Origin of the sequence: Patiriisocius sp. Uisw_047, from assembly GCF_047730165.1 — a bacterium.
In the GTDB taxonomy this organism is placed as follows: domain Bacteria; phylum Bacteroidota; class Bacteroidia; order Flavobacteriales; family Flavobacteriaceae; genus Patiriisocius.
Genome location: NZ_CP159834.1, coordinates 447,223 through 461,865, shown reverse-complemented (window position 1 = coordinate 461,865; position 14,643 = coordinate 447,223). Strand labels below are relative to the sequence as shown.

Genomic DNA, 14,643 nt, shown 5'->3' with positions numbered 1-14,643 from the left:
GAGATAAATGTTAGTTGATTATTAGTTTATGTGTTGTTTGTACGCCAGCAATGGATACCTCCATAAGGTATAATCCCATGCTTAATGTACTAGTATTAATATTTCCGAAGTTATTATTTAAAATTATATTGTAAACATTTTTACCAGCCGTGTCATAAATAATCACATCATCTATGGTAATATCTGCCTCTAGATAAATCACACCATTTGACGGATTAGGATAAAAGCTGAAGTTCAAGTTTTTGTGATTTTCGATACCAAGAATGGTCCCTCTGTTGATTGGTCCAACCCAGTTGCTAGTGTCGTCTTCATCACATATTGCTCTGACATAAAAACTGTAACTACCTCCTTCTTGAAGCTGGTCTATTATCTCTGAGGTTGAAGAGACGGTTACAAAGTTCTGATTGTTCAGATTGTTTTGGTATCCATATAAAATTTCCCATTCTGTTGCCGTTTCATTCTCAATCCAGTCAAGTTGCATGGTCACATCTGTCGGGTTTGAAGCAACAAGTTCTGTCGGGTCTATACAAACTTCTGCAAATCCTTTTCTATTTTGTAAATACATAGATACGGGAATATAGCCTTGGTTGCCAGCAAAAATTGCATCTGGTACATCTATTTTTATCGAGTGATCTCCGGCAGGAAGATTTCCTAAATAAATCTCACGATTAGGAATCACATCGCCTGGGCACCAGTTATTAAATGACAACCAGAAACGGGTCGTTCTAGGGCTAGATGAGTAAATCCCGTTGCCTTGAGTGTTAAACTGTCTGAAAGGCTCACAAGATTTTCCTCCTGGAATGTACTGGTGTATTAGCTCGTCATTTAGATAGATAAAATGGTTTCTACGATTGTACTCTTCGCCTCCAGAATTTGCTCCGTGATTAGAAGTGATTAAGAAAAGACTTAAGTCATCAACAGCTTCGGTAAGTGTGAAATTAAGAATCCTGATAGTCTCGTCTGTTACATCTGTCGCATTATAATCGTTGAGTTGTAAGTCTGCGGCTAACGGTAGTAAAAAATTAGGATTGTCAAATGTTTGTGTTGGATCATCTTCACTTGAAAATACTACTGTACCGTAAAAGGTGTCAATACGTCCTGCACAGCCAGCCACTTGTTCTTGCGCTGCATAAGGAACTCCAAAAACGTCAAGCTCTATCCAAAAGTCAAATTGAGTTGATAATGAAGTGTCTGTTAAGATTTCAGCAATATTGTCTGTTGTGAACGAAAACGGGACCTCCATAGGCGCGTTGTTTTTATTCATAAAAGGCGTTATAAATCTACCGAGCTCTATTCTGTCTACTTCATTTGACACATACGTAGTTTGCCCTTGTGGTACCAGAGCTAGATACACTCGCGCGATTCTATCATAATTGTCGCAGGCAGCTTTTAGGGTGACATCTACCTTTAGTTTATTCCCTATTTGGCTTACTTGTGCGGGGGTTAGTTTTATCGCGTAGCGAGAATTGCTGTGACGTAAAACTTCAGCAGGCATAGGTTCATAAAGATCGCCTTCTGCTAATAATCCCGCATACCCGTCGTAAAATAATACTTCATCAAAAACGGTAAAACTAGAAATTTGCGCAGTAAGATTGACACAGAAGAATAGGCCTAATAAAGGAAGTGCTTTTAATAAATTTTTGAATCGAGTGTTCATCTACATAATTTTGGCTAAAGATACTAATCTCTATGCGATTAGCCATTTTAAATTCTTGAAGAAATCTACATTTTTAAGTAATAGTCACTCACGAGAGCAATGTATTCTGGCGTGTATTGATGTCTAGTTATTTCGATCACTAGTTCTTCTGAAATGGTCTCGGTTTGCAAAAAGCTAAATTCGAGTAAGACTCTTTTAACAGGAGAGGTGGAGGTGCCACGCATATCACATTTCCGAAGTACTGATAGATGTTGCTCTAATGCTAATGCTATAAAGTTTTTTTCTTCTTTTTTTGGCAGAATCACACAAAACCTTCCGGTTTCAGAAAGTAAATGGGCTGCGCATACTATAAGATGTTCAAAGGGTAATGCATCTGTAAAACGGGCAAGATCGCGCTGCTCGTCTTGTGTTTTATAATGGTCTGTGTAAAATGGAGGATTGCTAATGATGAGGTCGTAACTGTGTTGTTCCTCTTCTTCAATAAGCTCTTGTGTAAACTCCTGTAAAGAAGCGTGATAGCAATATAGACGGTCTCCCCAGGGAGAATACTCAAAGTTGTCTGTACATTGCTCAAAGGCATGTTCATCAATCTCGATTGCGTCTATCTGTGCATCTGGATCGCGTTGTGCGAGTTGTAAGCTAATGACTCCTGTGCCGGCTCCAATGTCTAGGATGGTTCTTGGAAAATGACTTAAGGAAGCCCACGCGCCTAATAAAACCCCATCGGTGCCTATTTTCATAGCACAGCGATCTTGAGAGACAGAAAATTGTTTGAATTTAAAAGATTTTGACATTAAGAAAAAGTCAATATTACGTTCTATAGGTACAGGTCTATCAATCCAATAGGAGCATCAATAAAGATAGTATTGTTTTCTCTATCTACTTTGGTGATAATTTCGTCGTTAATAGGAATGAGCACCTGTGTGCCATTACTGTCTACTTCAAAATGATGCTGAGAGGTGTGGTCATTAACATGCGTGATAACGCCTACTTCACCAAAATCTTCATCGTGTATTTTAAACCCAATGACTTCGTGATAATAAAATTTATCACCTTCTAATGGTGGTAAAGAGCTAAGGGGTAAAAATAATTCTTTACCTATTAACGCATCTGCGGAGGCTTCATCATACACATCGTCAAATTGCACACGTAATAAACTAGATTTATGCAGCTGACTTCTTTCAATAAAAAATGGAATCAAGGTTTTGTGTTGTTCCACAAAAACTGATTCCATTTTTAAAAATTGTTCGGGATCGTCTGTATCTAGCTTTACTAGAAGCTCACCCTTAAAGCTATATTTTTTAACGACTTTGCCTACGAAGAAACAGTCCTTCTTTAACATAGTCTATAGTTTTATTTCTTTTTTTCTTCTGTAGCTTCTTCAGCTGCAGCGTCAATAGCAGATTTTTCCTCAACAGCTTCAACAGCTTCAGACGCATCTCCGCCTTCCGTTGTTTCTGGAGTTGCTTCTGGTTCTGGAGCTTGTGCCGCTAAACGCGCTTCATTAGTTGCTTTTTCTGCAGCAAGGGCATCTGCCGCTACTTTATCTTTGGCATCTGCTAATGTTGCTTTTTTAGTATCTACTGCTTTTCCTTTACCTTCTAACCAAGCGTTGAATTTTGTTTCTGCTTGCTCTTCTGTTAAAGCACCTTTACGTACACCACCAGCTAAATGATTTTTCATCATAACACCTTTGTAGCTAAGGATAGCTCTTGCAGTGTCTGTAGGTTGTGCGCCATTTTGTAACCATGTTACAGCTCCATCTATGTTTAGATCAATCTGTGCAGGGTTCATATTTGGATTGTAAGTCCCTAATTTCTCAAGGTATTTACCATCTCTTTTTGAACGACCATCGGCCGCTACGATCCAGTAAAAAGGTTTTCCTTTTTTACCGTGTCTTTGTAGTCTTATTTTTACAGGCATAAAATTAATTTTTGAAGTACTCGACTTCGGTTATAATTGGTTTAATATTTAAAATAGACTTAACACGCCTATTTTTAGGTTTGCAAAGATACTATTATTTGTTTCTGAATGTTATTTCTTTAAACTATTTTTTTTAAATTTGCGCGTTGCATAGCCCTTAATCTTATGAAAACTACACTGGTAACCTTGTTTATTGTCGCTTTTATGGCGAGTTGCACGGTGCGAGAAGACAATAGTCCAGCCTTACAGGGTACAATCGATGAAAACTTTTTTAGCGCCATTGATGCAAGGGCCGTAGAGAATGAAGACGGAAGTTTCTATATTCAAGGAACTACACAAAATCGAGACCTTACTATGCATGTGACGGGCCCATCACCGGGGTTGTATAGCTTTGGTGGTGACAGTAACAACTTTGCTATGTATAAGGCTGCGAACCAAGTTACTTATTTTACCAATCCTTTTGGTGAGGGTCAGGCTATTATAACTGACTGGGATGCTGTAAACAGAACATTGACTGGAAGGTTTGGTTTTACAGCGACAGTAATAGGCGTTGATACTGTAGAGGTGTCAAATGGTATATTTTATAAAGTGCCATATGATCTTGCACAAGAAGTGGATCCGCCAACAATTACAGATGCAGGTTATTTTGTGGCAAAAGTAGACGACGTTCTTTTCGCTCCATTCGCGGTATCTGCTATTCATAATGATGGTTTGATTAGGGTGACAGGAAGCACGTCTACGGAGTCTATGTCACTTACTATTCCTTCCGCCTTGTTAGAAGGTGTTCATCAAATTACAGAGCCTGGATTCGCTGCTTCTTACAGGTTGGGAGCTACTACAGAGCTTGCTATATCTGGACAAGTGATTCTAGTGAGTCATGACGTGGCTAACAGGGTTATTATAGGAACCTATAGTTTTATGACGGAGAATCATTCGATTACTATAGGTCAGTTTAATGTGACCTACCAGAACTTTTAATTTCCTAGCTGTATTTGACTTAATGCTTAAGTGTTAACACCAAAAACAAACTAAGGATACCCTTAAGTCTTGTTATAAGGTGTAAATTTTGGGTTGAATGATTAGTGTAGCCCGTTTATATTTAGTATTTTAAGACAGGTCGATATAAAGCTAAACAAAGAGGTAAATCGATATTCAAAATTGTCTTTGCGACACTAATACCGAAAAGAAGATGAAGTACACAGAAAGTATATCCAATAGATTAAGCGAATTATTAACCAAGAATTATGATGCCGAGGCTCGATATGCCAAAGCTGCAAAAATTGTGGACACCCCTCAATTAAAAAGATTTTTTGAAACACAGGCTCAAAACCGATATGACTTTGGTTACGAACTTAATAGCGAGATTAACAGTGTGGTAGGCTCGCTTAATAAAGGGCCGCATAATTTAGGAGGTGCACATCGAGCGTGGATGAGCATAAAAGATGCGTTTACATCTAATGACGAAGAATCAATTTTAGGAGAAGTCATCAAAGGTGAAAAAACAGCAGTTGATGAATATAAAGATGTGCTAAATAATAGCACATTGCCGCCCAGTACAAAAATTATCCTAATACGTCAAGTAGACAATATAGAGAGTGCCTTAAGAAGCTCTGAACACTTTGAAGTCGTTTTTGTGTAGAGGGTTTACAGAATGTACCGATAATGTTACGATAAACAAGAAAATCCCCTCAGCGCCAGTTGAGGGGATTTTCTACAATAGCACAATGTTGACTATTGCATCTGCATGTTGAGTGATTTGTGCTCAAGTTGTTGCTATGGCTATTAATAACATCGCTAAATTGTGAACAACTAGTTGGTTATTTAAGGCGCTAAAAAAGGCATTATTTTTTACATTTACTACCTCAGTTATTTGTTAAACGACTCTTTTATTAATAGTGTTCTATCACTAGCTCACAGCACTTAATCCAATATTGACGAAATGTATTTAATCTTCGACACCGAGACCACAGGACTTCCGCGCAACTGGAAAGCACCATTATCAGATAGCGATAATTGGCCTCGTTGTATTCAGATTGCGTGGCAATTGCACGATGAGATGGGTAATGTGCTAGAGCATCAAGATTATTTAGTCCAGCCAGAAGGATTTAATATTCCTTTTGATGCAGAGAAAATTCATGGAATTTCTACAGAACTAGCAGCGGCAAAAGGAGTCACGCTAGAAGAAATGATAGCCAAGTTTCAAGAGGCGCTGGCGAAGACAAAGTTTATCGTAGGGCAAAACGTAAAATTTGACCTCAACATTATGGGGGCAGAGTTTTTACGTCTTGGGATGGAAAACCCATTACCAACAATGCCTTTGCTTGATACGTGTACAGAAACTACGGCGCAAATGTGTCAGATTCCTGGAGGACGTGGAGGAAAGTTTAAATTGCCCACTCTTACAGAGTTACATAAGTTTTTATTTGACAAGCCCTTTGGCGAGGCCCATAATGCAACGGCAGATGTAGAGGCGACCACGCGCTGCTTTTTTGAGTTAATCCGTCGTCAAATTTTTACTGTAACTGAATTGGAGGTGCAGCCGGACTATTTTGAAAATTTCAGAAGAGAAAATCTAGGCACCATTGGGCTTATTGGATTAAAGCACATCAATCTCAAGAAGGCTTCAGAAAAAATAAGAAAGGCGCTAGAAAAGCTCACGGTTACAGATGAGATTTCTACCTCAGAAATAGCAGATAATCTTGCCGAACTTGCAGAAGTTCCTTTTGCACATTTACACAACCATTCGCAGTTTTCAATATTACAATCTACGTCGAGTACACAAGATTTAGTAAATGCGGCCATTGCAAATAATCAAAGAGCTGTTGCGCTCACAGATAGTGGGAATATGATGGGAGCTTTCCATTTTTCAAGGGCAGTCAACAATCATAACAAGGATAAAGAAAAAGAATATCTAGCCGCAGTAGCAGCTTATGAAGCTGTTGATGATACTGCGACTGATTTTGAAGGCGAAGTGCCAGATCAGCCTGAAAAGCCTATCCCATTAAAAGCAATTGTGGGTTGCGAATTTTTTGTCTGTCAAGATCATTTAGATAAGTCAAATAAGGATAACGGGTATCAAATAGTGATACTCGCAAAAAACAAGGCGGGTTATCATAACCTTGCAAAAATGTCCAGTATCGCGTTTACTGAGGGGTTTTATTATGTGCCTCGGATAGACCGAGAGGTCATTAAAAAATACAGAGATAATATCATTATCCTTTCTGGAGGGATGTATGGGGAAATCTCCAGCAAGATTCTTAATGTAGGAGAGAAGCAAGCAGAAGAGGCTTTATTGTGGTGGAAAGAAGAGTTTAAGGATGATTTTTATCTAGAGATATTACGTCACGATCAAGAAGATGAAAATCGAGTAAACCAGACGATTGTGGACTTTTCAAAAAAGCACGACGTAAAATTAATCGCGGCAAATAACACGTATTATATAGAGAAAGAGAGCGCCAACGCTCATGATATTTTACTCTGTGTAAAAGATGGTGAAAAACAAGCAACGCCTATAGGTCGAGGACGTGGGTATCGTTATGGATTGCCAAATCAAGAGTATTACTTCAAATCTCAAGATGAGATGAAGTCCATCTTTAAAGACCTACCGGATGCGATTATCAATATTGCAGAGGTCATAGAAAAGATAGAGCCTTATAGTTTACAGCGCGATGTCTTATTGCCTAAGTTTGATATCCCAGAAGAATTTAAAATTGCAGAAGATGAAAGAGATGGCGGAAAGAGAGGCGAGAATGCTTACCTAAAACACCTGACCTATATAGGTGCAAAAAAACGCTATGGCGAGCTGACAGATGCTATTAATGAGCGTATTGGTTTTGAGCTAGACGTAATTGCAAACACGGGCTATCCAGGATACTTTTTGATTACAGAAGATTTTATACGGGAAGCCCGCGAGATGGATGTTTCTGTAGGCCCAGGGCGTGGTTCTGCAGCGGGTAGTGTGGTTGCCTACTGTTTAAAGATTACCAATATTGACCCGATTAAGTACGATTTGCTTTTTGAGCGTTTCTTAAATCCAGATCGTGTGAGTATGCCCGATATTGATATTGATTTTGATGATGAAGGCCGAGGTCGTGTCATGCAGTATGTAATCGATAAGTACGGAAGCAATCAAGTAGCTCAGATTATCACCTATGGTACGATGGCCGCAAAGTCGTCCATTAGAGATACAGCCCGGGTACTAGATTTGCCATTAAACGAAGCAGATCGCGTTGCGAAGTTAATCCCAAATATGACCAAGCTCGCCAAAGTTTTTGGGTATACGCCTAAAGAGTTGAAGCAGAAATTTAGAAGTGACGAGCTGCCTAAGGTGCTAGAGCTTATTGCTGCTAGTGAGGGCAGCGACCTGACGGCAAACACCATTAATCAGGCAAAACAACTGGAAGGTTCTGTTAGGAACACAGGGATTCACGCTTGTGGTGTGATTATTACCCCAAGTGATATTACTGATTTTGTGCCGGTCGCCACGGCAAAAGATTCAGATTTGTATGTGACGCAGTTTGATAACTCTGTGGTAGAAGATGCAGGGCTGCTTAAGATGGATTTCTTGGGATTAAAAACCTTGACCTTAATAAAGGACACGGTAAAGTTAGTGAAGCATAAACACGATGTTGATTTAGATCCAGATACTTTTCCTCTAGATGATGTAAAGACGTATGAGCTTTTCCAAAGAGGAGAAACTGTTGGGATTTTCCAGTATGAATCTGCAGGTATGCAGAAATATATGAAGGAGTTGAAACCTACCGTTTTCGGTGATCTCATTGCTATGAACGCATTGTATCGTCCTGGGCCTTTAGAATATATTCCTAGTTTTATTCGCAGGAAAAACGGTGAAGAAGATATCGAGTATGACCTTCCTGCTATGGAAGAATATTTAAATGAGACTTACGGGATCACTGTCTATCAAGAGCAGGTAATGTTGCTATCGCAAAAGCTTGCCAACTTTAGTAAAGGTGATGCAGATGTCTTGCGTAAGGCGATGGGTAAAAAGCAAAAATCTGTACTTGACAAGATGAAGCCTCGTTTTATTGAGAATGCGGTAGCAAACGGCCACGATGCAGAAAAGCTAGAAAAAATATGGAAGGATTGGGAAGCCTTTGCGAGTTATGCTTTTAATAAGAGTCACTCTACCTGTTATGCATGGATTGCCTATCAAACAGCTTATTTAAAAGCCCATTACCCTGCAGAATATATGGCAGCCGTATTGAGCAATAATATGAGAGACATAAAGCAAGTCACTTTCTTTATGGATGAGTGCAAGCGCATGGGCTTAGAGGTTTTAGGGCCAGATGTAAATGAATCCTTTTACAAGTTTACCGTAAATGATAGCGGAGCCGTTCGTTTTGGGATGGGCGCAATAAAGGGCGTTGGGGGCAATGCAGTCGCTACCATTGTGGAGCACAGAGATGAAGCCAGATACAAGTCTATTTTTGATATGGCAAAACGTATTGATCTTCGATCTGCTAATAAAAAAGCTTTTGAGAATCTAGCCTTAGCTGGAGGTTTTGATGGTTTTGACGCGCACAGAGCACAATACTTGCACCAAGATGGAGACGGACAAACCTTCTTAGAGAAGGTGTTAAAATATGCTAATAAGTTTCAAGAATCTGAGAACAGTAGTCAAGTAAGTCTCTTTGGAGAAGCTAGTGAAGTGCAGATTCCTGAACCAGAAGTGCCGCCTTGTGAAGAATGGGGAACCATGAAAAAGCTGAAGCAAGAACGCGAAGTGGTAGGAGTTTATATATCGGGGCATCCCTTAGACGATTTTAAGATAGAGATGAAATCTTTTACTAACTGCCGTGTGGCAGATTTTAATGAGCTGGAACGACACATAGGAAAAGAGATGACCTTTGGTGGGATTGTGGCAGATGTGCAACATCGCGAGTCTAAAGCTGGAAAAGGATGGGCCATATTTACTGTGGAGGATTATAATGATAGTTATGATTTTAAAATCTTTGGCGAAGAGTATTTAAAGCTCCGCCATTTTCTGGTGCCTAACAGTTTTGTTTACGGCAAAGTATATGTAAAAGAGGGCTGGACGAATAGGGATACAGGCAAAAAAGGCGATCCGCGTATGCAGTATAATGGAATGCAATTATTGCACGATGTAATGGAGAAGCACGCGAGAAAATTAACAATCCAGATGCCAATTACTGAGGTGCAAGAAGAGCGCATTGCCTTTTTAGAAACACTTTTTGCAGCGCATCAGGGCAATCATCAAGTGCATTTTACAATCTACGAACGTAAAGAAAAGATAAAAATACAGATGCCAAGCCGCACGCATAAGATTGCGATTAGCACTGCTTTATTGGAGGAGCTAGAACGCCAGCAAGTGACGTATCGATTAAATTAATAGTTTTACTTCGGAAATGTGAGGTCCTTATTAATGTCCAGTAAAATAATAAAAACGCTATGAGAAATCTCTTGATATTAATAGTGGAAATTTCGGGTTTGCTACTTATTAGTTCTTATAATACCACCTATTCTACTGCGGAATTAACGAACAATTTTTCCGCCATCACAATCTCCGGATAGGGATAGCATTGGAAATCCTTCTCTATGGCTCTGCTCAAGGTGCGGGAGAGTGTTAGAATCTTTGCTTCTGGCTCGGGTGAAATGAGGTAAGAGGGAATATTGAAGCGAATAGCCCGGTCCCTTTAACAACCTTTGGGGTTCAATTAATTTTGGTGTTTCTGGGGGCTTATAAAATTCTTTAAGAAAGGCTCATAGGGGAACCCGCCCTATAAAAATTACCTATATACACATTGATGAAGTTGATATTATGGGGGTAAGGTTTAGTAGAATTTTTGACTACTTTTGTTTAATAATAATTTAATAAAATTTTCTGTCTCGGCAGAGGATAGAAAAAAAGTATAAAAATGGCTTTAGAAATAACAGACGCAACGTTTCAAGAAACAGTATTAAACAGCGACAAACCAGTAGTAGTAGACTTCTGGGCAGCGTGGTGTGGACCTTGCCGTATGGTAGGACCGGTAATCGACGAACTAAGTGCTGACTACGAAGGTAAAGCTGTAGTAGGAAAAATGGACGTGGATGCTAATCAAGAATTCGCAGCAAAATATGGTGTGCGTAACATCCCAACGGTTTTAGTTTTTCATAAAGGAGAATTAGTAAGCCGTCAGGTAGGTGTAGCTCCAAAAGCTACTTACGCAGAAGCAATCGATAAGTTGCTTTAATCCGTGACCCATTGGGCTTACGTTTTTCGGTATTGCCGTCATGGTAAGACAAGACGCATACGCTATTGCAATATAGCAACATGAAAAAAAGACCCGACTCCTAGTTGGGTCTTTTTTTTGTTCCTCCCTAAGCTCTTATTTTTCACTACGCTCAGCAGGGTACTGAGGCTGTGCTATATGAGTAAGATGCAATCTGTACTTCGGAAATTTTAAGAACGCAAACCGGTTCTTTTTCCTTATTGTTTCGGAGGTAAAATTAGTATATTTGAAGAAGTGAAAATGAGCGTAATGTCCGTTCAAATGCCCCTAATTAAATAAGGGCGAGAATAATAGTTTTAAGATGTTTTATTAACCATCCAGTTGTATACTGGAGCACAGATGAAAAAGAAATGAGTACTGATAAAAAACAAAAAGTACAGGATAAGATTGAGAATCAGCAATTAGAGAACCGCACGGTGTTTTTGTGGGGACAAGTAGACGATCGTAGCGCGCGCCACGTAGTAGATCGTTTAATGTATCTAGATAGTATTAATAATGAAGAGATCAAACTGTACATTAACAGCCCAGGTGGTTATGTGACTTCTGGCTTTTCTATGTACGACACTATTAAAAGCATAAAGAGTCCTGTGTCTACTATTTGTACAGGTCTTGCTGCTTCTATGGGAAGTATTTTACTTTCAGTAGGGGAAAAAGGACGTCGTTTTATACAGCCTAATGCTAAGGTGATGATTCACCAGCCAAGTGGTGGAGCAAGAGGTCCGGCAAGTGATATAGAAATTAGCGCACAAGAGATTTTAAAAACAAAAGAATTAAGCGCACGTATATTAGCTGATAACTGTGGGCAAAAATTTGAAAAGATCATGAAAGATTTTAATCGTGACCATTGGTTAGATGCAGAAGAGAGTGTGAAGTATGGTATTGTGGACGGGATTCTTTAATGATGTTCAGTTTACAACTCACTAATCACGTTAAATAATTGAATTTAGAAAAGCAAATAAACGAGATAACAGGCTTTAAGAACCTGGAGCTTTTGGCCACTCAAGTGGTTGAGGGGTTTGTCTCTGGACTGCACAAGTCGCCTTTTCACGGGTTTTCTGCGGAGTTTGCTGAGCATAAAATTTATAACAATGGGGAGAGTACGAAGCATATAGACTGGAAGCTCTTTGCTAAAACAGATAAACTCTATACCAAACGTTATGAAGAGGAAACCAACCTTAGATGTCATCTCATCATCGATAATAGTAGCTCTATGCACTATCCTGCGATGAAAGAGATGAGTATTAATAATTTGAATAAAATTGGTTTTTCTGTATTGGCTGGTGCTGCCATCATGAACTTAATGAAACGTCAGCGCGACGCCATTGGTTTAAGTATTTATAGTGATGTCTATGAATATTACAGCGGGGAGAAAGGGAGCGAACGCCATCACCAACAATTATTGAGTCATTTAAATGCCGCATTAGCCTCTAAGCGAGAGCAAATACAGACAAAATCGTATACACATCTGCATCTTATTGCTGAAAAGTTAAAGCGAAGAAGCCTCGTTTTTCTATTTACAGACATGTTTCAAAGTGATATAGAAGAGGAGAAACTTTTTGAAGCTCTACAGCATTTGAAATACAATAAACACGAAGTTGTGCTTTTTCACACCTACGATAAGGAGAAAGAGCTGCAATTTGACTTTAATAATCGTCCCAAGAAGTTTGTTGATGTGGAGACCGGCGAACACGTAAATGTCTATGCAGACAACATAAAAGAAAACTACGAAACTGCGGTAAAGCGCTATTTTGATGACCTCGCGGTGAAGTGTGGGCAATATAGAATCAAATATGTGCCTGTAGATACCAATAATCACTTCAATAAAATTTTAACAACCTATTTGGTAGAGCGTGGTAAATATGGTTGATTTTAAAATATGTTAATTATCATATTTATTCTCCTAGGTGGTGCAAATCAGATGCTTGAGATAGATTGTTTTCAGTTCTACAAGTGAATCTTGTAGTGGGAATAAAAATAAATGAAATATTTTAAATTATTTGTTTGTAGATGTCACAGGTAGTTTTATATTTGCACTCGCTTCTAGCAATAGTTGTGAAGACAAGCTTTTAAAGTCTATAAAATAGTAGCACGGTCTGGTAGTTCAGTTGGTTAGAATACCTGCCTGTCACGCAGGGGGTCGCGAGTTCGAGTCTCGTCCAGACCGCAAATTTTTGACATTGTTAACGTCAAAATAAATAAAGTTGTGTTGAGTCCTTTAAATAGGGCTTGTGGTTTAAGAAATTAGACCGATGAGAAGCTTATCCAAACGGATGGGCTTTTTTTGTATCACTTTATTTTTTAGCACCTGTTTTACTTGAAAAGAAGTATAAAAATGCTTCAATATTATATTGTATTAAATGTAAACTGTATGCTATGCAATCCCGGTGTTAGTAACAATGTAAAGATCAGTACGTTTAAAAAAAAACTCATATTTTAGGGTAGGTGTTTCAATGATTCAACTGTTTTATTATAAAATTACCACTATGAAAAAATGTATCTTAAGTTTCCTTTTGTTAGGGTCAATAGTAATGCAAGCGCAAACCTATCAGTTTGAGGCTTTTAATGAAACGTATGAAGATTTAGTAGGAAGTACTTCCTTAAATGATGGAGAAGTATGGGATGATCCTGCTTTTACTATATCATTAGGTTTTGAATTCACTATAGGCGATGTCACCTTTGATACGCTTTTTATAATAGAAGATGGTTTTGGTGCTAGTATGTCTACTATGTCTGAACTGGATGCTACTCCGGTGCCATTACTATTGCCCGTAGGACAAGATATTATAGATCTAGGTTTTAATGCTAACAATTCGCTGTCTGAAATCTCATTTTTAACTTCGGGTAATGCTGGAAGTAGAATATTAAAAATTGAATATAATAACGTAGGATTTATAGAAGACTTACAAACGTTTGATTTTATGAATTTTCAGATTTGGTTATATGAAACTTCAAATGTTTTAGAATATAGATACGGTACTAGCGAAGTGCAAAACACGGTAAATTCTTTTGAGGGGTTTTCAGGTCCTTTGGTAGCTTTTTTCCCTTCAGCTAATTTAGAAGATGGTATTTTGTTGTCTGAGGGATATTTACTTGAAGGAGATCCTGCTAATCCAGACTTAGTTACTTTAGTAGCTGGCGGAACTGAGGCTAATAATTCCGTAGATGGTGTGATACCAGAAGGTACTGTGTATAGATTTACAAGTGATGTTTTAGGGGTGTCTGATTTTAATGAGGCACAACTTGTTTTATACCCAAATCCTGCGACAGATTATTTAAATATCGAAAATTTTGACAGTGCTAGTGCGTATCAATTTTTTAATAATTTAGGACAAAAAATGAATATTCAAATAGATGACAATGGTGTTGTAGATTTAGAAAATCTAAGTACTGGATTTTATACCATACAACTTGTTACTCCGCAAGGAAGACTCGTAGAAAAGTTTATGAAGCACTAACAATATATACTTTATATAGATACTTTGCTTAAAAAGCCCATCTGTCTAGGTGGGCTTTTTGTTTTAGGGCGGTTTTGATATGTTCTAGTAATTAAATGGGTTTCCATTACTTTAACTGCCCTGTATTCACTAAATACCCCGCCAATGAGTCTGAAAAATTTCTATGAAAACGATTCGGTCTTTCACAAAAAATATACCCTCGAAAAATGAAGATTAAAGCAGCTTCTACTGCTATTTTGATAATACTATCTTGCGGGATGTTGAGCGCCCAGAAGAAAGCCTCTTTTTGTTAAAAGGATGGTAAGATTGCTTTAGAAATAGGCGTATCTTTAGATTTGTTATGTTTAAATCTATG

General features: G+C 38.4%; 11 protein-coding genes and 1 tRNA gene. 8 read left to right on the top strand and 4 right to left on the bottom strand.

Annotated elements, in window-relative coordinates; translation table 11 throughout:
- Window positions 1-10 precede the first annotated feature (10 nt).
- The 4 genes from ABXT71_RS02170 to ABXT71_RS02155 all read right to left on the bottom strand — a co-directional run bounded on the left by ABXT71_RS02170 (window position 11) and on the right by ABXT71_RS02155 (window position 3,580).
- On the bottom strand, window positions 11-1,657 hold the full coding sequence (locus ABXT71_RS02170) for a peptide-N-glycosidase F-related protein (protein WP_415372160.1): 1,647 nt from the start codon (window positions 1,655-1,657) through the stop codon (window positions 11-13).
- A 65-nt stretch (window positions 1,658-1,722) separates the two neighbouring features.
- Window positions 1,723-2,451: a tRNA1(Val) (adenine(37)-N6)-methyltransferase gene (locus ABXT71_RS02165; protein WP_415372159.1), complete on the bottom strand. Its 729-nt coding sequence runs from the start codon at window positions 2,449-2,451 to the stop codon at window positions 1,723-1,725.
- Window positions 2,452-2,474: 23 nt separating this feature from the next.
- A complete protein-coding gene (gene rimM, locus ABXT71_RS02160; protein WP_415372158.1) occupies window positions 2,475-2,999 on the bottom strand; it encodes a ribosome maturation factor RimM in 525 nt (174 codons plus the stop codon).
- Window positions 3,000-3,010: 11 nt separating this feature from the next.
- Entirely contained in the window at window positions 3,011-3,580 is a 570-nt protein-coding gene (locus tag ABXT71_RS02155; RefSeq protein WP_415372157.1) for a 30S ribosomal protein S16, read from the bottom strand.
- A 165-nt stretch (window positions 3,581-3,745) separates the two neighbouring features.
- On the opposite strand from ABXT71_RS02155, the gene ABXT71_RS02150 reads away from it, so the two are divergent.
- The 8 genes from ABXT71_RS02150 (at window position 3,746) to ABXT71_RS02115 (ending at window position 14,288) form a co-directional block, all read left to right on the top strand.
- Window positions 3,746-4,558, top strand: coding sequence for a DUF6252 family protein (locus tag ABXT71_RS02150; RefSeq protein WP_415372156.1), 813 nt, complete (start codon window positions 3,746-3,748; stop codon window positions 4,556-4,558).
- 211 nt (window positions 4,559-4,769) lie between these two features.
- A complete protein-coding gene (locus ABXT71_RS02145) occupies window positions 4,770-5,219 on the top strand; it encodes a ferritin-like domain-containing protein (protein WP_415372155.1) in 450 nt (149 codons plus the stop codon).
- A 300-nt stretch (window positions 5,220-5,519) separates the two neighbouring features.
- Entirely contained in the window at window positions 5,520-9,950 is a 4,431-nt protein-coding gene (gene dnaE / locus ABXT71_RS02140; RefSeq protein WP_415372154.1) for a DNA polymerase III subunit alpha, read from the top strand.
- A gap of 526 nt (window positions 9,951-10,476) precedes the next feature.
- Window positions 10,477-10,794: a thioredoxin gene (gene trxA / locus ABXT71_RS02135; RefSeq protein WP_415372153.1), complete on the top strand. Its 318-nt coding sequence runs from the start codon at window positions 10,477-10,479 to the stop codon at window positions 10,792-10,794.
- Window positions 10,795-11,183: 389 nt separating this feature from the next.
- Window positions 11,184-11,732 carry a ClpP family protease gene (locus ABXT71_RS02130; protein WP_415372152.1) on the top strand — a complete coding sequence of 183 codons (549 nt, stop codon included), beginning with the start codon at window positions 11,184-11,186 and terminating at the stop codon, window positions 11,730-11,732.
- A gap of 38 nt (window positions 11,733-11,770) precedes the next feature.
- Entirely contained in the window at window positions 11,771-12,700 is a 930-nt protein-coding gene (locus tag ABXT71_RS02125) for a DUF58 domain-containing protein (RefSeq protein ID WP_415372151.1), read from the top strand.
- 223 nt (window positions 12,701-12,923) lie between these two features.
- Window positions 12,924-12,997: transfer RNA gene (locus ABXT71_RS02120), tRNA-Asp, on the top strand.
- 319 nt (window positions 12,998-13,316) lie between these two features.
- Window positions 13,317-14,288, top strand: a complete 972-nt coding sequence (locus ABXT71_RS02115; RefSeq protein ID WP_415372150.1) for a T9SS type A sorting domain-containing protein — start codon at window positions 13,317-13,319, stop codon at window positions 14,286-14,288.
- Window positions 14,289-14,643: the final 355 nt, after the last annotated feature.